Origin of the sequence: Sphingomonas sp. (assembly GCF_041661825.1) — a bacterium.
Taxonomy (GTDB): Bacteria; Pseudomonadota; Alphaproteobacteria; order Sphingomonadales; family Sphingomonadaceae; genus Sphingomonas.
The window spans coordinates 196,874-214,230 of record NZ_JBAZTU010000002.1 but is presented as its reverse complement, the minus strand read 5'-3'; the positions used below and the strand labels follow the sequence as shown (position 1 = coordinate 214,230).

Below are 17,357 nucleotides of genomic sequence, written 5' to 3'. Positions count from 1 at the left end.
ACGGGAGCGGCCACGAGCGGACGCAGTGCATACCTGAATATGATTGAACGCTTCCACCGGTCACCCCCACTTACGGCGCACAGGGGCCGTCTGTTCGGAGTATCGTCACATGAAATCCATCCTGTCCGCCATCGCGCTTCTCGCCCTGGCCGGGGCGCCGGCTCTCGCCCAAAGCAGCGCCCAGCAGGTCGAGATCGACCTGTCCAATTTCAGGTTCACGCCGGATTCGATCACGCTGCAGCATGGGCAGCCCTATGTGCTGCACTTCGTCAATCAGGCGAAGGGCGGGCATGATTTCGAGGCCGGGGCTTTTTTCGACGCCGCGAGCATCGCGCCGGCGGATCGTGCCGTGGTCGCCAAGGGCAAGGTGGAGCTGCGTGGCGGGCAGGCGGTGGATGTGCATCTGACGGCACCCGCAGCCGGGACCTATGAGGCGCATTGCACGCACTTCATGCACTCGACCTTCGGGATGACCGGGAAGATCGTGGTTCAATAGCGGTTCGCGGCGAGGCTCTCGGCGTTCGTGCTGAACGGCGGGAGCGCTTGGCGCTCGGCCCTCAGCTATATTGCGCCTTCAGCATCGCCCAGGCAGCGCGCAGGCCCAGCGCGTCGCCGCCCTTGGGCCGGCCGGGCTTGGCTGCGGGGCGCCAGGCGAAGGTGTCGAGATGCGCCCAGGGCGTGCCCTCGGGCACGAAGCGGCGGAGGAACAAGGCCGCCGTCACCGCGCCCGCATAGCCCCCGTCGGGCGCGTTGATCATGTCGGCGATGTCGGACTTGAGCATCTCGTCATAGCCGTCCCACAAGGGCAGGCGCCACAGCGGGTCGTCCACGTCGCGCGACGCAGCGAACAGCGCCTCGGCGAGCGGCTCGTCATTGACGAAGGTCGCGGGGAGATCGGGGCCGACCGCGACCCGCGCCGCGCCGGTGAGGGTGGCGAAGTCGATGATCAGTTCGGGCTTGTCCTCGCCGGCCCGCGTCAGGGCGTCGCCGAGGATCAGGCGCCCCTCGGCATCGGTGTTGGTGTTCTCGACCGTCAGACCCTTGCGCGTCTTCAGCACGTCGCCGGGGCGGAAGGCGTTGCCGGCGATGGCGTTCTCGACCGCGGGGATCAGCAGGTGAAGGCGGACCTTGAGCCGCGCCGCCATGACCAGCCCGGCCAGCGCCAGCGCATGCGCCGCGCCGCCCATGTCCTTCTTCATCAGCCGCATGCCCGAACTCGGCTTGATGTCGAGCCCGCCGGAATCGAAGCACACGCCCTTGCCGATGATCGCGATGCGCGGGTGTTTCGGGTCGCCCCATTCGAGTTCGATCAGGCGCGGCTCGCGGCCCTTCGCCGCGGCCTGGCCGACGGCGTGGACCATGGGATAGCCCTTCACCAGCGCCTCGCCCTTGGTGACATGGAGCGTCGCGCCGTGCCCCTCGGCCAGCGCGGCGACTTCGGCTTCCAGCTCGGCCGGGCCGAGATCGGACGCGCCGATATTGACCAGGTCGCGGACCTTGCAGGTCGCGGCGGCGACGCGGACGGTCTCCTCGATCCGCGCCGGCTCGCCCGAGATCAGCACGCGCGGGCCTTCGCCTTCGGGCTTGCGGTAGCGGTCGAAGCGGTATTGGCCGAGCACCCAGCCGAGCATCGCGGCGCCCGCGTCGCGGGAGGGGCGATAGCTGCCCTGGGGCAGGGTCTCGGCCAGCCTGGCGAGATCCCAGACGCCGAGCGTCGCATCCTTCACCACCAGCACGACCGACCAGTCGTCCGCCTCGCCGGGCAGGGTGGCGCTGCCGCCGGGCTTGCCGGTCAGCTTCTGCGCCGCGACCGCCGCGCGGATGCGGGGCGGCTGGCCGTTGAGCCAGGCCTCGTAGCCGGCGGTCTCGACGATCTCGATCGCATGGGCGGGCTGGCCGCGATCGGCCTGGAGCAGCTTGGTCGGCATCAGCGTTGCACCGGGGCGATGAGGAATTGTTCGATCCTGCCGCTCTGGTCGGCATAGCTGCTGATTGTCAGCGCGCGGTTGCCATAAGTGATGCGGAAGGAGCGGCCGACAAAGCCGCCGCGCAACCGGGCGCGGCCGGTCTGGGCGAAGGTCACCGGATCGCCGAGCGGGGCGAGGCTGTCCCTGAAATCGGTGATGGTGACGGGCGTGAAGTAATAATTGGCGTTCTCGGTCAGCAGGCCGCGGTCGAGCTTGCCCTCGCGGAGCTGGTCGAACACCTGCCGCGCCGTGCCGAGCGCCTGCGCATCCGCGGTGTCGACGGGCGGCGGGGGCGGCGCGGGGAGCAGCGTCTTGGCGAGCGCCTGACCGATCGTGATAAAGGCGTCGCTCGACCAGGTGTTGGTCAGCACGACGATCGCGGCCTTCTCGTCGGGGAAGACGATGTTCTCGGACAGGAAGCCGACTGCCTCGCCGGTATGCTCGATATAGCGCCGGCCATTGGCGCTGCCGATCGAGACGCCCAGGCCATAGCCGGTCGAGGTGCCGTCGTTGAGCTTGACCGGGGTTTCCTGGTGCATCCAGTCCTCGGGCGTCAGGATCCTGCGGTCGAGCCGGGCGACGTCCCATTTGGCGAGGTCGCGCGCGCTCATCGCCAGCTCGCCCGCGGCGAACAGCCAGCCATGCGCGGCGGGCGTGGCGACGCGCACCGGCCCCATCGCGGCGCGGCCATAGCCCTGGGGGAAACCCTTGCCGATCGCGAGATCCTGGTCGTAGGCGGTGATGCCGAGCGGCTTGAAGATGCGCAGCTTGAGGAAATCGAGCAGCGGGATGCCGGCGACCTTCTCGACGATCATGCCGGCGACGACATAACCCGTGTTGGAATATTGCCACTGCGTGCCGGGGGCGAAGTCGAGCGGCTTCTTCGCCCAGCGATCGACGATCTCCTGCGGTGTGACCGGGGTGGCCATCGCCTTGAAGCTGTAATCCTGCGGCCAGTAATCCTGCAGGCCCGAGGTGTGGCTGAGCAGCTGGCGGATGCTGATCTTGTCGCCATCGGTGATGCCGGGGACGTATTTCGCGACCTTGTCGTCGAGGCTGAGCTTGCCGTCATTCTCGAGCAGCAGGAGCGCTGCGGCGGTGAACTGCTTCGAGACCGAGGCGATCTGATAGGGCGCGTCGTCGCGCGGGGCCGGCATCGTCTCGGCCTGCTTGCCATAGGCCTTGGCGAAGACGATCTCGCCGCCGCGCACCACCGCGATCGAGGCGGAAGGGACTTCGGTCGCCTTCAGCGTATCGGCGACGATCCGGTCGACCTGGGTCCGTTCCTCCGCCGTGAGTGCCTGGGAGAAAGCGGGGGTGGCGGCGAACAGCGCAACCATCGTCAGCGTGGAGCGGAGCAGCATTATCGATCGGTCACCTTCCAGCGGCGGGGGCGCCCGTCTTTTCATCTTCGCGCGGCAAAGGGAAGGGGGCGGCGATGAGGATTTTGTCATGTCCTTTGTTAAGGATCGACCGGTACGTCCGTGGGCCGGGGCAGCCGGAGAGGGTCGCGATGTCGGGCTTTGGGAAAGCATTGTGCGGGCTGTTCGTCCTCTTCGCCATGTCCACAACGGCATCCGCCCAGACAGTGGCGGCCGAAGCGCCGGAAGAAGAGACGATCTGCATCACCATCCTCACGCTCTGGTCGGGCGGGTTGCAGGATGTGCGCGACATCGCCGCCGTTCCGGTGCCGGAGAGCTATCGCCGGATGCTGGGCGGGGGGCCGTGCAACTCGCTCGACGTGCCGTCGCTGATCACCTGGAACCTGTCGTTCGGCGACGAGCGCAGCACCACCGCGGCGCTGCGCTACCTCGAGCAATCGCCGCGGTTCAAGGTGCCGGATGCAGGCGTCTTCATGCGCGATCTGGACAAGCTGTGGGCGCGCGACCTGGTCGCCTATCAGGCGGCCGAGGCGCGCCGTGCCCTGCATCCGGGCAGGGATGCCGATATCGCCTTCGGCCGCGATCCGGCGGTCCGACGGGTCTTCACGCGACGCGAAACGACCGAGAGCTTCATCCTGCTGGCCGGGCAATATCTGCGTGCCGCCGAATTCTTCTCTTCCGCCACGTTGCTGGACAAGGCGGCGATCTATCTCAAGCCGCCTGGCGAGACCCTGCGCGTCACCGCCGGCGATGCGTCGATCGCGATGGCCGACGACAGCGATGTCCCACTGCCCCCATACCGGGTGAACGAGGTGCGCGATTTCGAGATGCGCGCCGCGATCCTGAAGGCGCGTTTGAGCCGCGCGCCGGCGGACCTTGCCGCAGCGAAGGCGATGCTCGACGCGAAGGACGTGGCGCTGCTGCGCAAGGCCGCGGAGAATGCCTATGAGAATGGCGACGGCGTCTGCGACGTCGGCGATGAGGAGCATCTGGCGGAGATCAAAAAGGCTTGCGACGACGAGAATGATTTCGAAGGACGCGTCCTGCGATACTGGCGGGCGCGAGCGCAGCTCGACCTGCTCGGCGACGGCCCCGTCCAGCAACGCGCGCGCGGCTTCGAGCTCGCGATGAAGCTGCTGATGCACAAGCTTCGCGCCCCCTGGGAGGCCGCCCAGAACAGCATCCGCGAGCAAGCGGCCGACGATCTGGCGGCGTTGCTGCTCCAGCGCTTCGAGGCGGAGAATGCCGCCGCCGATACGGTCGCCAACAGCAACCCGGTGCTGGCCGACGACGAGCAGCGGCGGCAGCGCAGCTATGCGCTCGGCTTCCTAATCCGGGCCGAGCGCTTCGCGCCACCGACGGAGAATGCCAGCCGCTTTCGCCAGATCGCCGAACGCTATCTCACGGTATGGCGGGCCCTCGGGCCCGATCCATCGGCGCAGGGCATGCTGCCGGCGGGGCTCGCGCGCGAGGCTGCCTATCTGGAGCGCGTGCTTTCCGCCCTGCCGCAGATCGGGAGCGGCGACGTTCCTCCCCTGAAATGAGCGCCTGACCGGTTCTGCGGCGCGCAGGCCTTGACAGGCGCGGGTGCCGTCCGTCGAATGGCGCCGATCGAAACATGGGAGAGCCGGCATGTGTGACAGCGAGATCCATCAAGGGCTGGTCGAGACCTCCGAACTGTCCCGCCGGGCGTTCGTGATGGCCGGCGTGGCGGTTGCCGGGCTGGCGACGTCGGCCTTTGCCGAGAATGTCGTCGAGACCGACGTGACGGTGAAGACGGCGGACGGCGAGGCCGACGCGGCGCTATTCTATCCCAAGGGCAAGGGGCCGTGGCCGGCGGTGCTGGTCTGGCCCGATATCCTCGGCCTGCGCCCGGTGTTCCGCGAGCTGGGGCGGCGGCTGTCGAACGAAGGCTATGTCGTGCTGGTGCCGAACCCCTTTTATCGCAGCAAGCGTGCGCCGGTCGTCGATGGCGCCTTCGACTTCAGCAAACCCGAGGACCGGGAGAAGGTCATGGGCTACCGCAAGGCGATGACCGATGCCGCCGTCGACACGGACGCGGCCGCTTTCCTCGCGTTCCTCGATCTTCAGCCGCAGACCGACAAGAAGAAGCGCGTCGGCGTGCAAGGCTATTGCATGGGCGGGCCGCTGTCGTTCCGCACGGCCGCTGCCGTATCGGGCCGGATCGGCGCAGTGGGCAGCTTCCATGGGGGCGGGCTGGTCACGGCTGAGCCGTCCAGCCCGCACCTGCTGATCCCGAAGACCAAGGCGGCCTATCTGGTCGCGGTCGCGCAGAATGACGATGCGCGGCAGCCCGAGGCGAAGGACGTGCTGAAAAAGGCGTTCGAAGCCGCGGGTCGCCCGGCGACGGTCGAGGTCTATCCGGCCGACCATGGCTGGTGCGTGCCGGGGAGCCAGACCTATAACGAGGCGGCGGCCGAGAAGGCCTGGGGCGCGTTGCTCAAGCTGTACAAGGCGAACCTGGTCTAGACTTCCGAGCGCTTGGCGTGGTGGCTCGCACGCGCTAGCCTCCCCAAAAGCGGGGAGTGAGCGATGCAGCCGATACGGGCGCGCCAGTTGGAGATCGCGGCCGGCTACACGTTGCTGATCGCGGGACCTCTCGTCTGGCTGTTGATGGCCTTGGGGCCGGACTGGAGCGTCTATGCGCCGGCCAGTTGCACGGCGACGCGGTGCTTTTGCGAAATGCCGCGGATCGGGAATCTGATCCTGCAGCCGGCCAATAGCTGGTCGTCGCTGGGTTTCGTGTTCGTCGGGTTCCTGATGATCGTGGTCGCACGCGCGGCGGACCGGGATTCGGCGATGACGCCGGTCGCGGCGACCGCGTTCGGGATCACCGCGATCATCGTCGGCCTGGGATCAGTACTGCTCCACGCGACGCTGACCTTGTGGGGGCAGTTCTTCGACGTGCTCGGCATGTACCTGGTCGGGTCGTTCCTGCTGGTGAGCGCGCTCGCTCGCTGGAGAGGCATGACGGATCGGCGTGCGATCCTGCTCTATGTGCTGTTGTGCGCCGCGCTGGTCGCGGTGCTGATCATGGTGCCCGAGGTGCGGCGATGGCTGTTCGCGGTGGTGCTGCTCGCAGCGATCGTCCTGGAGCTTGGTCTTGCCCGGCCGCGCCGGCCCGGGGTGCGCCTGCGCTTCTATCTGGCCGGGATCCTGGTCAATGCGATCGCCTTCGCCATCTGGAACCTGGACCAGCACGGGCTGGCCTGCGCGCCCGCCAGCCTGATCCAGGGACATGCGGCCTGGCATCTGCTCGGCGCGGTCGCGACCTGGCTGACCTTTGCCTATTATCGCAGCGAGCGAACCGCCTAGGATCTGCGCTTGACGTGGCGGACGGTCTGTTTCCCGATCTGGAGCGTCTGGGGATAGCATTTTGCGCCGTCAGCGCCTGAGGTCGCGCAATAGCTGGTGCCGGGGCCGACCGCGCTGACCGTCCCGGTCTCGTTCACCGCTATGGTCGCGGTGGCGGGGCTGGCATTGCCGTCGAAGCGGAAGACGCAATTGCCGCTCGACGATTTCCGACAGGTGAAGAGCGCAACGCTCTGGTCCGCATCGACATCGACTGAATAAGCGAGCTCGTCGAACCTGGCCGGGACGCAGGCGGTGAGGGTGGTCGCAAGTACCGCCAACAGGGCCGCTGTCTTGACCATTTTCATCCCCTTGTTGTCGCCGCCACAGTGTATTGTTTGCACAATACACTGTCAACGCAGCGGAACCCTCAAAATGGTGGTTGCGATAAAAGGTCAGGTCGAAGGGGACCCAAGTAAGGGCGATGTTGAACGACAGTCATGCTCCGACAACCCTCAGATCGGTGCCAACATGTCTTGAATCAGTCCGAAATGAGAGGATGCTGCGCGCGAGACACCGGCCAGTCGGACCGATGTCCGCCATTTGAAACGCAGGAGAGGTTGTCCATGGGATACGCATTCTTGGCGATGATGGGGTGGTGCGGAACTAAATGGCCGGGCTGGTGGCGCGGTCCACGGCCTCCGCAGCCGGATCCCTGGTGGTGGGTGGTCGGCCTGGCCGGCGCTGTCGGCGGCATCGTAGCGGGCACGGCATTTACGCCGATCATCGGCGATGCCGGGTTCTTCGCCGGCGCCCTGACCGGGTTTGCCGGCGGCGTGCTGGTCGGTAGTATCGTCGACGGCATCGGCGGGATGACCAACAAGGGCTAGCCGCGATCGAAAAGGGGGAGGTGGCGACCGCAAGGGCGCTGCCTCCTTTTTTGATTACGCGAGCGGCACGCCGAACAGGTCGTGCTCGTCGGCATCCTCGATCTCGACCCGGACGATATCGCCCTGGCTGAGATGGCCGGCATCGCGGAGATGGACCTCGCCGTCGATCTCGGGCGCATCGGCCTTGGAGCGGCCGGTCGCGCCGTCGCCCTCGACTGCATCGATGATCACGTCGAGCGTGCGGCCGATCTTGGCCTCCAGCTTTTCCGCCGAGATACGCGCGGTCAGCTCCATCAGGCGGGCGTAGCGCTCTTCCTTGATCTCTTCCGGTACTGGATTGGGCAGGTCGTTGGCGGCTGCGCCCTCGACCGGCTCGAAGCGGAACGCGCCAACGCGGTCGAGACGGGCCTCTTCCAGCCAGTCCATCAGATATCTGAAATCATCCTCGGTCTCGCCGGGGAAGCCGACGACGAAGGTCGATCGGATCGCGATATCGGGCTCGATCGTGCGCCAGTTCCTGATGCGCTCGAGGACCTTGGCCTCGTTGGCCGGGCGGCGCATGGCCTTCAGCACCGCGCGCGAGGCGTGCTGGAACGGGATGTCGAGATAGGGAAGCACCAGCCCCTCGGCCATCAGCGGGATGACCTGGTCGACATGGGGATAGGGGTAGACATAGTGCAGCCGCACCCAGGCGCCGAGCTTGCCCAGCTCGCGCGACAGGTCGGTCATGTGGGCGCGGACTTCATGGCCGTGCCACATGCGCGGGTGATGCCTGATGTCGACGCCGTAGGCCGAGGTGTCCTGGCTGATGACCAGCAGCTCCTTCGTGCCGGCCTCGATCAGCTTTTCCGCCTCGCGCAGGATCGCGTCGGGGCGCCGGCTGACCAGATCGCCGCGCAGCGACGGGATGATGCAGAAGGAGCAGCGATGGTTGCAGCCCTCCGAGATCTTCAGATAGCTGTAGTGGCGCGGGGTGAGCTTCAGGCCGCTTTCGGGGACCAGGTTCAGGAAAGCGCTGGGCGGCATCGGCGCCGCTTCGTGCACCGCGCCGACGACTTCCTCATATTGATGCGCGCCGGTGACGGCGAGGACGTTGGGGAAGCGGGCGCGGATGACTTCCGCTTCCTTGCCCATGCAGCCGGTGACGATGACGCGGCCATTCTCGGCGATGGCTTCGCCGATCGCTTCGAGGCTTTCTTCCTTGGCGGAATCGAGGAAACCGCAAGTGTTGACGAGCACGACGTCAGCGCCGGCATAGTCGGGCGACATCGCATAGCCGTCCGAGCGGAGCTTGGTCAGGATGCGTTCGCTGTCGACCAGATTCTTCGGACAGCCGAGCGAAACCATGCCGATTTTCGGCGGGGTGGGGAGAATTGTTGCCATGGGGAACGCGCCACATAGGCGCATTGCGCGGGATTTTCCAGTCGTTGCTTCCCGTAGGGGGCGATCGGGCATATCGTGGCGCGGACAAAAGGGGAGAAGCACCATGGGAACGGAAGTGCACTGGCTGGCGATCTTGGTCGCCGCGGTTTCGGGGTTCCTTGTCGGCGGGCTGTGGTACGGCCCGATCTTCGGCAAGGCGTGGCAGGCAGCGCGCGGCCTGAGCGACGATGCGATGAAGAACGCCAATATGCCGATGATCTTCGGCCTGACCTTCCTGCTCAACCTGTTCTCGGCCTTCATCCTCGATCACACGCTGACCACTTATGGCGCGCCGGACCTGAGCCTGTCGGTGATGATCTCCAGCGGCGTCGCGCTGGGCTTCATCGTGCCGGCAATCGGGGTGAACTATCTGTTTTCCCGCCAGTCGCTGCGGCTGTTCATGATCGATGCGGGGTATTGGCTGGTCATCTATTCGGTGATGGGGGTAGTTTTCGCGCTGCTGTGAGAAGCCATTGAGGACCTTCCTAGGGGTCTTCCCCGGCGAAGGCCGGGGTCCAGTTGGGGACGCCGGCTTGGAAGAGCAGTTCTACGTTTACATCATGACGAACCGGCGGAACGGGGCGATTTATATCGGCTCGACCAACGATCTCGTCCGTCGGGCGTGGGAACATCGCAACGGCGTCATTAAAGGGTTCACGAAGAAGTACGATTGCCGTTTGCTGGTCTGGTACGAAGTGCATGCCGATCTTGAATCGGCGCGGGTGCGGGAGGTTCGGATGAAGGAATGGAAGCGGGCGTGGAAGGTGCGTGAGATCGAGGGGTTCAATCCCGATTGGGAGGACCTTTACGAGCGGATCGCGCAACCATGACCGACATCCCGACTGGACCCCGGCCTTCGCCGGGGAAGGAAGAGGAGACGAGGGGCGCTGAGACTCTCACCCTCGTCCCGCATCCCGATTGCCCGAGCCGTGCGGTTCGATCGATTGCGGTCACAGCGCGACGGGACGGGGACAGGCTCAGCCTGACCTATCGCGTGGCCGGCGCGATCGGCGATGTGTTGTGGCCGGTGCCGGCGGCGCCCGGCTTCAGGGACGAGCTGTGGCGGCATAGCTGTTTCGAGGCCTTTGTCGGGGACGAAGGAACGCCGCGTTATGTCGAGCTCAATATCGCCCCGTCGACTGAGTGGGCCGCCTATGATTTCGACGACCACCGTACCGGGATGCGACGCGCGGCCGGTGCGGCGGTGAGCGAGGTGGTGTGGCAGCCTGCAGAGGATGTTGCCGAACTACGGGCGACCGCCGACTTGTCCGGACTGGCGGGTGTCGACTGGGACGTCGCGCTGACCACGGTGATCGAGGAGCGCGACGGCACCAAATCCTTCTGGGCGCTGGCACATCCGGCGGGTCCCGAGGATTTCCACGATCGGGATTGCTTTACGGCGCGGCTCGCGGCACCCCGCCGAGCATGAAATTCGGTATCGATCGACTGCTCGCCGACCCCGCCCTGCGCAAGCCGCTGGAGGGGAAGCGTATCGCCCTGCTCGCGCATCCCGCCTCGGTGACGGCGGACCTCGCGCATTCGCTCGATGCGTTGGTGGCGAGCGGGCTGAACGTGACGGCGGTGTTCGGTCCGCAGCACGGGGTGCGCGGCGACCTGCAGGACAACATGATGGAGTCGCCCGACTTCACCGATCCGACTTATGGCATGCCGGTGTTCAGCCTGTACGGCGAAGTGCGGCGGCCGACCGGCCAGTCGATGGGCACCTTCGATGTGATGCTGTTCGACCTGCAGGATCTGGGGTGCCGCATCTACACCTTCATCACGACGCTGCTGTATGTGCTCGAGGCGGCTGCCGAGCATGGCAAGACGGTCGTGGTGCTCGACCGGCCCAACCCCGCCGGGCGTCCGGTCGAGGGGCTGACGCTGTTGCCGGGCTGGGAGAGTTTCGTCGGCGCGGGGCCGATGCCGATGCGGCACGGCATGACGCTGGGTGAGCTCGGCCACTGGTTCGTCGCGCTGAAAGGGCTCGATGTCGATTACCGGGTGATCGAGATGGAGGGCTGGGCGCCCGAGGCTGCTCCCGGATTCGGCTGGCCTGAGGACCGCATCTGGATCAATCCGAGCCCGAACGCGCCGAACGTCAACATGGCGCGCGCCTATGCCGGCACGGTGATGCTGGAGGGCACCAATCTGTCGGAAGGGCGTGGTACCACGCGCCCGCTCGAGCTGTTCGGCGCGCCCGATGTGGATGCCCGCGCGGTGATCGCCGAGATGCGGCGGCTCGCGCCCGACTGGCTGCGGGGCTGCGCGCTGCGCGATATCTGGTTCCAGCCGACCTTCCACAAGCATGTCGGGTACTTGTGCAACGGTGTGCATATCCATGCCGAGGGGCCGTTCTACGACCATCACGCCTTTCGGCCGTGGCGGGTGCAGGCGCTCGGGTTCAAGGCGATCCGGCTGCTCTATCCGAACTATGACCTGTGGCGCGATTTCCCGTACGAATATGAATTCGGCAAGCTGGCGATCGACGTGATCAATGGCGGGCCTGGCTTGCGCGAATGGGTCGACGACGCGGCGGCGGTGGCGGGCGACCTGGATGCCGTGACGGCGCCGGACGAAGACGCCTGGATCAATGCGCGAAAGCCCTATCTACTCTATTGAGACGGGACGTTCATGGCGCGGGCGATGCCGGCTGAAGCATTGTCGGCCGGACGATTGGCAACATTGCCAGCGCGGGTTCAGAAAAAGCATACAACGAATTTGGGGATGCGAGTGATGCGTAGGACAGGATTGGGCCTCATGCTGGCCCTTGGGCTGGCGGTGCCGATGGGCGTGCTGGCGCAGGACGGGCAGGCGCAGGAAAAGCAGGACGACGTGGTCGTCACGGCACGCAAGCCGCTCGATGCGCAGGAAGCGCGGCATTTCGTCCATCAGATCAGCGCGGCGACTCAGGGGCAGATCGCCCGGTTCGATGCCGAGGTGTGCCCGCTCGCGATCGGCTTTACGCCCGAGTTCGAGAAATTGATCGTCGCGCGCATCCGCCGGGTGGCGACGGCAGTGGGTGCCGAGGTTGCAAAGCCCGATTGCCAGGGCAATGTCGTGCTGGTGGCGACCGACGACGGCGCTGCGCTGGTTAAGGGGCTGCGGTTGAGCCGGCCGGATCTGTTCGCGGGGATGCAACCGGCAGAGATACGCCGCGTCGTCGCGGGCAAGGGGCCGGTGCGCAGTTGGGCGGCGACGGCGGTGGTCAATGAGGATGGCCGGCGTCTCGGCATGCCACGGAGCGGGAACCTGCAGGACCCGCCGACGCTCGAGGTGAAGAGCGCGTCCTTCATCAACCCGTCGAGCAAGCAGGTGATCGACGCGTCAGCGGTCGTGGTCGATTCAGGCGTGATTTCGGGCAAGACGGTAATCCAGCTTGCCGATTACGCAACGATGCGTGCGTTGGCGCGGACCCGGCCGGTCGAAGACACGGATGGGATCGGCACGATCCTGACCCTGTTCGATTCCACGACGCCGCCGCAATCAGTGACGGAGACTGACGTCGCCTATCTCAAGGCGCTGTATGCGATGCCAGGCAACCGGGCGCTCAACTATCAGGTCAGCCGGATCGCGAAGGGGGTCAAGGAAGCCTCCGCTGCCAAACCCTGATCCTCACCGCTTGCGCGTCAACTCGCGCATCGCATCGTCGAGCCCGGCCAGGCTCAGCGGGTACATGCGGTCGTTCATCAGCTCGCGGAGGATGCGGACCGACTGGGAATAGCCCCATTGCTGTTCGGGCACGGGATTGAGCCACACCGCCGCAGGGTAGGTAGTGGTCAGGCGGTGCATCCACACCGCGCCCGATTCCTCGTTGAAATGCTCGACCGAACCGCCGGGATGGGTAATCTCGTACGGACTCATCGAGGCGTCGCCGACCAGCACCAGCTTGTAATCATGGCCGTATTTGTGGAGCACATCCCAGAGTGGCGTGCGCTCGGTGAAGCGACGACGATTGTCCTTCCATACGCCCTCGTACGGGCAATTATGGAAATAGAAGAATTCGAGATTCTTGAACTCGGTGGTCGCTGCCGAGAACAGCTCCTCGCAGAGCTTCACCCAGGGATCCATCGATCCGCCGACATCGAGGAACAGCAGCAGCTTGACCGCATTGTGCCGCTCGGGCCGCATCACGACGTCGAGCCAGCCCTGGCGGGCAGTGCCGTCGATGGTCGCGTCGATATCGAGCTCGTCCGCGGCGCCTTCGCGGGCGAAGCGGCGCAGGCGGCGCAGCGCGATCTTGATGTTGCGGGTGCCGAGCTCCTTGGTGTTGTCGAGATTCCTGAAGTCGCGCTGGTCCCACACTTTCAGGGCACGCTTGTTCTTGCTCTCGCCGCCGATGCGGACGCCTTCCGGGTTGTAGCCCGAATTGCCGTACGGGCTGGTGCCGCCGGTGCCGATCCATTTGTTGCCGCCCTGGTGCCGGCCCTGCTGTTCCTCGAGCCTCTTCTGCAGCGTCTCCATGATCTCTTCCCAGGAGCCGAGCGACTTGATCGCCTCCATCTCCTCGGGCGTCAGATATTTCTCGGCAACGGCGCGGAGCCATTCCTCGGGAATGTCGGCATTCTGTGCGGCGAAGCTGGTCGAGATGCCCTTGAACACCTTGGCGAAGACCTGGTCGAACCGGTCGAGCAGCCCCTCGTCCTTCACGTAGACGGCGCGGGACAGGTAGTAGAAATCCTCGGGCGTGCGCTCGATCACGTCGCGGTCGAGCGCCTCGAGCAGGATCAGATGCTCCTTCATGCTCGCCGGGATGCCGGCGGCGCGGAGCTCGTCGAGGAAGTTCAGGAACATCGTCGCGCCTTTGGAGTCACTTCAGGGTGTCCGGATCGATGTTGATGGTCGATTTTCCGTCGGGTGTGAAGGTCGTGCTCGACCGAATGATGCCGCCTTGCTTGTCGGCACCGCTCATGATGTCGCCGATCTGCGCCAGGGTCGGCATGGCGTCATAGCTGCCGAGGACATCGACGGTGCCGATGCCATAGTGTTTCACGACAAAACCCTTGCCCAGCAGCAGGGCGGGCTCGACTGCGAAAGTGCCGCCGGCATCGTCGAGCAGGATCAACGCGATCTGGCCGTCATCGGCGTTCGCTGGCGACAGTACGTCGAGCTTTCGCTGCCCCGTGTCGACGACGCCGCGAAGGCACAGTGCCTTTGCGCCGTTCTGGGGAAAGGCGAGCAGCGTCGCCCTGGTAACGGTCCCATCGGTCTTGTCGTCGATGACGATCGATCCGCCGAGCAACGAGGCCAACAACGTGTTACTCGAGGCGGCCTTGTCCTTCAGCAGCTTGGCGCGCTTTCCTTCAACCGCGGGGCAGGGCGCCGCAAGGTTCAGCGGCGAGGCTTCCATCGGCTTGTCCTTGCCGTCAAATCGCATGCCGGCAAGCAGGGCGTCGAGCGCGGCTTCGACATCGGCATTTCGTGCCGAGGGGCCGCTCACCCGCACGGCGATGATCCAGCTCCCCGCCCGGACGAAGCCCGCGGCCGTCGTCAGGGGTTTCCCGGCCGTGAGTTCGCCCTTCTGATAGATGCGCCGTACACCAGCGTGCGGGACGCCGCCCACGGTGACGACGCTGTCGGCGGCAAGCGTGACGTTCGGCCCAAAGCGTTCGCGAATCGCGCGATCCGTTGCCCAGGTCGCCAGGGCGGTATCAGCATAGCGTGGGTAGAAGACGTAGATCGTCCCCTGGATCTCATGGTCGTCCGATTCATATTGCGCGACATTGTCGACACCCTTGCCCTTGAGCGATGCCTCGCCCGTCTGGGACAGGGAAAGCGCGCCCGCCACCGCGGGAATACCGATGCCGCCTGCGGTGACCGTGGCAAAAGGGCCGTCGAGTTTCCACGCGCCGGCGCCGGGATCGACCTGGGCCAGGGCCGGCTGGGCAAAAGCCAATGAAAGCAACAGCGGAAAAGTGCGCGCAACGAGCATATGGCCCTCCCTTACGGCATCATGCCACGCGGGACGGCAGGAACAAGCTCAGCGTGCGTAGACGTCGATCATCGCGCCGACATAGTCCGGATCGTCGCCGGTCAGCTCGGACGCGGGGCGGGCCTTGGCGATCTGTTTCGCCTCGGGCGTGCCGTAGATGAAGCCATAGACCGGGTAGGTTGTCGTCCCGAGCCCGTCGCGGTCGCGGTACCAGACCTGTACTTCGCTCCAGTCATTGTCGCGCGACACGTCCGTCAGGGTCACGTCCTGCTCGGCATGGCCGCGTTCGCCGTTCATGCGTGACCAATTGGCATGAGTGACCATCACGACGCGCGACGTGACGACCCGGCTGATCACCGCGACATGGCCGAGGGGCAGGCGTGAGGTCTTGGCGAAGACGATGACCGAGCCCACCCTGGGCGTGTCGCCGCGCCTGTACTTGCCGTCAGCCTGGTCCCACCAGGTCCAGGCGTCGCCATAGATCTGGATGCCGCTGGCCGCGCGAGCAAAGGGCACGCACTCGCCGACATAATCGAGCAAGGAGGCCGCGCTGGCAGGCGACATTGTTCCGACGGGCGACAGGGCACAGGCCGCCGCCAGAACGGCAATCGAGGAAAAGATACGCATACACGGGCACCTTGATGGTGCCCCCCCAAAGCTTGCGTATCCGACAGTGGTTTACAGGAGGTAAATCATGTTTTGGCATGCGCCCTTTTTTGCCCCCTGGCGGGCAAGGACAGGGTAGCGGCGTCAGCCCTTGTTCGCCTGCCGCTTCGCCATGAACGCCAGGCGTTCGAACAGCATCACGTCCTGCTCGTTCTTGAGCAGTGCGCCGTGAAGCGGAGGGATCGCCTTGGTCGGATCGCGGTTCTGCAGGACCTCGAGCGGCATATCCTCGTGGAGGAGCAGCTTGAGCCAGTCGAGCAATTCGCTGGTCGACGGCTTCTTCTTCAGGCCCGGCACGTCGCGGACGTCGTAGAAAATATCCATCGCCCTGGAGACCAGGATCTTCTGGATACCGGGGAAATGCACGTCGACGATCGCCTGCATCGTCTCGCGATCGGGGAATTTGATATAGTGGAAGAAGCAGCGGCGCAGGAACGCGTCGGGCAGCTCCTTCTCGTTATTGGAGGTGATGACGACGATCGGGCGCTCGACCGCGCGGACCGTTTCCTTGGTCTCGTAGACATGGAATTCCATGCGATCGAGTTCCTGGAGCAGGTCGTTGGGGAACTCGATATCGGCCTTGTCGATCTCGTCGATCAGCAGGACGGGCACCTCGGGCGCGGTGAACGCCTCCCACAATTTGCCGCGGCGGATATAGTTGGAGATGTCGTGGACTCGTTCGTCGCCGAGCTGGCCGTCGCGCAGCCGGGCGACCGCGTCATATTCGTACAGGCCCTGCTGCGCCTTGGTGGTCGACTTGATGTTCCATTCGATCAGCGGCGCGCCGACGGCCTTGGCGATCTCATAAGCGAGGACGGTCTTGCCCGTGCCGGGCTCGCCCTTGACGAGCAATGGGCGGCGCAACGTGACGGCGGCGTTGACCGCGACCTTCAGGTCGTCCGTCGCGACATAGCTTTGCGTGCCCTCGAAGCGCTTCATCCAGCCGTCCAATCCCGTTTCGAATATCGGGTTTGGGGATAGAGGGAATTAAGGGCCCGGCGCAAGCCGGTGTTATTGGTGGTTGCGGGCGCTCGCGCGGGCTTCGAGCAGGTCCCACAGGCCGCGATGCTGCGCCAGGATCTGCTGCGCGCCGAACGCCATGGCGCGCTCGATCGCGGGGGTTTCGGCGAGCGCGGAGACCAGCGAGGCGGTCTCCATCTCGTCGGGCAGGTCGGACGCGGGCGGCTCGACGCCGAAGCGGCGGGCGGCAGCGTCGAGCATCACGCGCACGGCGGCCCAGTCCAGCACCAGGGCGATCGCGGCGCCGGTCGCACAGCCGGTACGATCCGACTGGGCGAGCATGTCGAGCGCATGGCGCTGGCCGGCGACGGCCGCCTCCGACTCGGCTTGGCCCGGAGTCGAGGGCAGGGGGCCGGCGGCGGCAGTGAGCCGCGCGAGATAGGTGCGTTCCTCGGTAAAGGCGGCGGCGGCCGATTCCAGCCAGTCCTGCGCGGCAGGCTGATGACTATGCGCGGCGGCGTGGTCGATCACGCCCGGGTGACGGCCGTGCAGCCAGCACAGCGCGTGCACCGCGTCGGTCAGGTCGCGTACGGCGACGGTGGTGCCCGACAGCGCGCGCGGCATCGGATGAGTCGCGGTCCCGTCGACCGACGCCAGCGTGGCAATGGTGCCCCAGCTGCCGCCGATGCGTTGACCAAGTGCCGAATCGAAAGCCATGACCCCCCGGGGTTTCTGTTTGAAAGCGCCGGCCAATCCGGCGCGAATTCATCAATGAAGGCAGGGAATATACCGAAGGGCGTAAAGACCTGGTTTAGAGGCGATTAAG

Annotated in this window: 19 protein-coding genes; 10 read left to right on the top strand and 9 right to left on the bottom strand. The window is 65.8% G+C overall.

Annotated features, from left to right (window positions below; all coding sequences use genetic code 11):
* The first annotated feature begins 109 nt into the window (after positions 1-109).
* Entirely contained in the window at positions 110-496 is a 387-nt protein-coding gene (locus WC729_RS08100; protein WP_372851428.1) for a cupredoxin domain-containing protein, read from the top strand.
* Positions 497-557: 61 nt separating this feature from the next.
* Here the strand turns inward: WC729_RS08100 and WC729_RS08095 are convergent, their stop codons facing one another.
* Both WC729_RS08095 and WC729_RS08090 read right to left on the bottom strand, forming a co-directional pair.
* Positions 558-1,928, bottom strand: a complete 1,371-nt coding sequence (locus WC729_RS08095; RefSeq protein ID WP_372851426.1) for a M17 family metallopeptidase — start codon at positions 1,926-1,928, stop codon at positions 558-560.
* A complete protein-coding gene (locus tag WC729_RS08090; RefSeq protein WP_372851424.1) occupies positions 1,928-3,331 on the bottom strand; it encodes a serine hydrolase domain-containing protein in 1,404 nt (467 codons plus the stop codon). The genes WC729_RS08095 and WC729_RS08090 overlap by 1 nt, the downstream gene beginning before the upstream one ends.
* Before the next feature lie 197 nt (positions 3,332-3,528).
* Here WC729_RS08090 and WC729_RS08085 point away from each other — a divergent pair, with 197 nt between their 5' ends.
* The 3 genes from WC729_RS08085 (at position 3,529) to WC729_RS08075 (ending at position 6,685) form a co-directional block, all read left to right on the top strand.
* The gene (locus WC729_RS08085) at positions 3,529-4,893 is read left to right on the top strand and encodes a hypothetical protein (protein ID WP_372851422.1); all 1,365 of its coding nucleotides are present in this window, start codon (positions 3,529-3,531) and stop codon (positions 4,891-4,893) included.
* 88 nt (positions 4,894-4,981) lie between these two features.
* Entirely contained in the window at positions 4,982-5,839 is an 858-nt protein-coding gene (locus tag WC729_RS08080; protein WP_372851420.1) for a dienelactone hydrolase family protein, read from the top strand.
* Between the two features lie 63 nt (positions 5,840-5,902).
* Entirely contained in the window at positions 5,903-6,685 is a 783-nt protein-coding gene (locus WC729_RS08075) for a ceramidase domain-containing protein (protein WP_372851416.1), read from the top strand.
* On the opposite strand, the gene WC729_RS08070 is transcribed toward WC729_RS08075, so the two are convergent.
* Positions 6,682-7,023 (bottom strand): hypothetical protein, encoded by a 342-nt coding sequence (locus tag WC729_RS08070; RefSeq protein ID WP_372851414.1) that lies wholly within the window; start codon positions 7,021-7,023, stop codon positions 6,682-6,684. The two genes, WC729_RS08075 and WC729_RS08070, sit on opposite strands and share 4 nt — an antisense overlap.
* Positions 7,024-7,287: 264 nt before the next feature.
* Here WC729_RS08070 and WC729_RS08065 point away from each other — a divergent pair, with 264 nt between their 5' ends.
* On the top strand, positions 7,288-7,551 hold the full coding sequence (locus WC729_RS08065; protein ID WP_372851413.1) for a hypothetical protein: 264 nt from the start codon (positions 7,288-7,290) through the stop codon (positions 7,549-7,551).
* Between the two features lie 54 nt (positions 7,552-7,605).
* On the opposite strand, the gene rimO is transcribed toward WC729_RS08065, so the two are convergent.
* Positions 7,606-8,934 (bottom strand): 30S ribosomal protein S12 methylthiotransferase RimO, encoded by a 1,329-nt coding sequence (rimO, locus tag WC729_RS08060; protein ID WP_372851411.1) that lies wholly within the window; start codon positions 8,932-8,934, stop codon positions 7,606-7,608.
* Between the two features lie 103 nt (positions 8,935-9,037).
* On the opposite strand from rimO, the gene WC729_RS08055 reads away from it, so the two are divergent.
* The 5 genes from WC729_RS08055 (at position 9,038) to WC729_RS08035 (ending at position 12,585) form a co-directional block, all read left to right on the top strand.
* Positions 9,038-9,439, top strand: a complete 402-nt coding sequence (locus WC729_RS08055; protein WP_372851409.1) for a DUF1761 domain-containing protein — start codon at positions 9,038-9,040, stop codon at positions 9,437-9,439.
* Positions 9,440-9,506: 67 nt separating this feature from the next.
* A complete protein-coding gene (locus tag WC729_RS08050; protein ID WP_372851407.1) occupies positions 9,507-9,803 on the top strand; it encodes a GIY-YIG nuclease family protein in 297 nt (98 codons plus the stop codon).
* Complete coding sequence (locus tag WC729_RS08045; RefSeq protein ID WP_372851405.1) at positions 9,800-10,402, top strand: DOMON-like domain-containing protein; 603 nt, start codon at positions 9,800-9,802, stop codon at positions 10,400-10,402. Before WC729_RS08050 ends, WC729_RS08045 begins: the two co-directional genes overlap by 4 nt.
* A complete protein-coding gene (locus tag WC729_RS08040; protein WP_372851403.1) occupies positions 10,399-11,595 on the top strand; it encodes an exo-beta-N-acetylmuramidase NamZ domain-containing protein in 1,197 nt (398 codons plus the stop codon). The genes WC729_RS08045 and WC729_RS08040 overlap by 4 nt, the downstream gene beginning before the upstream one ends.
* A 138-nt stretch (positions 11,596-11,733) precedes the next feature.
* Positions 11,734-12,585 carry a hypothetical protein gene (locus WC729_RS08035; RefSeq protein ID WP_372851401.1) on the top strand — a complete coding sequence of 284 codons (852 nt, stop codon included), beginning with the start codon at positions 11,734-11,736 and terminating at the stop codon, positions 12,583-12,585.
* 3 nt (positions 12,586-12,588) lie between these two features.
* On the opposite strand, the gene WC729_RS08030 is transcribed toward WC729_RS08035, so the two are convergent.
* From WC729_RS08030 to WC729_RS08010, 5 genes are all read right to left on the bottom strand, one after another.
* On the bottom strand, positions 12,589-13,767 hold the full coding sequence (locus WC729_RS08030) for a VWA domain-containing protein (protein ID WP_372851399.1): 1,179 nt from the start codon (positions 13,765-13,767) through the stop codon (positions 12,589-12,591).
* Positions 13,768-13,783: 16 nt separating this feature from the next.
* On the bottom strand, positions 13,784-14,905 hold the full coding sequence (locus tag WC729_RS08025; RefSeq protein WP_372851397.1) for a hypothetical protein: 1,122 nt from the start codon (positions 14,903-14,905) through the stop codon (positions 13,784-13,786).
* 48 nt (positions 14,906-14,953) lie between these two features.
* The gene (locus WC729_RS08020; protein ID WP_372851395.1) at positions 14,954-15,532 is read right to left on the bottom strand and encodes a CHAP domain-containing protein; all 579 of its coding nucleotides are present in this window, start codon (positions 15,530-15,532) and stop codon (positions 14,954-14,956) included.
* A 123-nt stretch (positions 15,533-15,655) separates the two neighbouring features.
* Positions 15,656-16,510, bottom strand: coding sequence for an AAA family ATPase (locus WC729_RS08015; RefSeq protein WP_372851393.1), 855 nt, complete (start codon positions 16,508-16,510; stop codon positions 15,656-15,658).
* Between the two features lie 72 nt (positions 16,511-16,582).
* Positions 16,583-17,248 carry a hypothetical protein gene (locus WC729_RS08010; RefSeq protein WP_372851391.1) on the bottom strand — a complete coding sequence of 222 codons (666 nt, stop codon included), beginning with the start codon at positions 17,246-17,248 and terminating at the stop codon, positions 16,583-16,585.
* Positions 17,249-17,357: the final 109 nt, after the last annotated feature.

What these genes read in the sequence shown, in the direction of transcription:
- WC729_RS08100 (WP_372851428.1), top strand. Translation starts at nt 110, where the DNA reads ATGAAATCCATCCTGTCCGCCATCGCGCTTCTCGCCCTGGCCGGGGCG.
- WC729_RS08095 (WP_372851426.1), bottom strand. Translation starts at nt 1,928, where the DNA reads ATGCCGACCAAGCTGCTCCAGGCCGATCGCGGCCAGCCCGCCCATGCG.
- WC729_RS08090 (WP_372851424.1), bottom strand. Translation starts at nt 3,331, where the DNA reads ATGCTGCTCCGCTCCACGCTGACGATGGTTGCGCTGTTCGCCGCCACC.
- WC729_RS08085 (WP_372851422.1), top strand. Translation starts at nt 3,529, where the DNA reads ATGTCCACAACGGCATCCGCCCAGACAGTGGCGGCCGAAGCGCCGGAA.
- WC729_RS08080 (WP_372851420.1), top strand. Translation starts at nt 4,982, where the DNA reads ATGTGTGACAGCGAGATCCATCAAGGGCTGGTCGAGACCTCCGAACTG.
- WC729_RS08075 (WP_372851416.1), top strand. Translation starts at nt 5,903, where the DNA reads ATGCAGCCGATACGGGCGCGCCAGTTGGAGATCGCGGCCGGCTACACG.
- WC729_RS08070 (WP_372851414.1), bottom strand. Translation starts at nt 7,023, where the DNA reads ATGGTCAAGACAGCGGCCCTGTTGGCGGTACTTGCGACCACCCTCACC.
- WC729_RS08065 (WP_372851413.1), top strand. Translation starts at nt 7,288, where the DNA reads ATGGGATACGCATTCTTGGCGATGATGGGGTGGTGCGGAACTAAATGG.
- rimO (WP_372851411.1), bottom strand. Translation starts at nt 8,934, where the DNA reads ATGGCAACAATTCTCCCCACCCCGCCGAAAATCGGCATGGTTTCGCTC.
- WC729_RS08055 (WP_372851409.1), top strand. Translation starts at nt 9,038, where the DNA reads ATGGGAACGGAAGTGCACTGGCTGGCGATCTTGGTCGCCGCGGTTTCG.
- WC729_RS08045 (WP_372851405.1), top strand. Translation starts at nt 9,800, where the DNA reads ATGACCGACATCCCGACTGGACCCCGGCCTTCGCCGGGGAAGGAAGAG.
- WC729_RS08040 (WP_372851403.1), top strand. Translation starts at nt 10,399, where the DNA reads ATGAAATTCGGTATCGATCGACTGCTCGCCGACCCCGCCCTGCGCAAG.
- WC729_RS08035 (WP_372851401.1), top strand. Translation starts at nt 11,734, where the DNA reads ATGCTGGCCCTTGGGCTGGCGGTGCCGATGGGCGTGCTGGCGCAGGAC.
- WC729_RS08030 (WP_372851399.1), bottom strand. Translation starts at nt 13,767, where the DNA reads ATGTTCCTGAACTTCCTCGACGAGCTCCGCGCCGCCGGCATCCCGGCG.
- WC729_RS08025 (WP_372851397.1), bottom strand. Translation starts at nt 14,905, where the DNA reads ATGCTCGTTGCGCGCACTTTTCCGCTGTTGCTTTCATTGGCTTTTGCC.
- WC729_RS08020 (WP_372851395.1), bottom strand. Translation starts at nt 15,532, where the DNA reads ATGCGTATCTTTTCCTCGATTGCCGTTCTGGCGGCGGCCTGTGCCCTG.
- WC729_RS08015 (WP_372851393.1), bottom strand. Translation starts at nt 16,510, where the DNA reads ATGAAGCGCTTCGAGGGCACGCAAAGCTATGTCGCGACGGACGACCTG.
- WC729_RS08010 (WP_372851391.1), bottom strand. Translation starts at nt 17,248, where the DNA reads ATGGCTTTCGATTCGGCACTTGGTCAACGCATCGGCGGCAGCTGGGGC.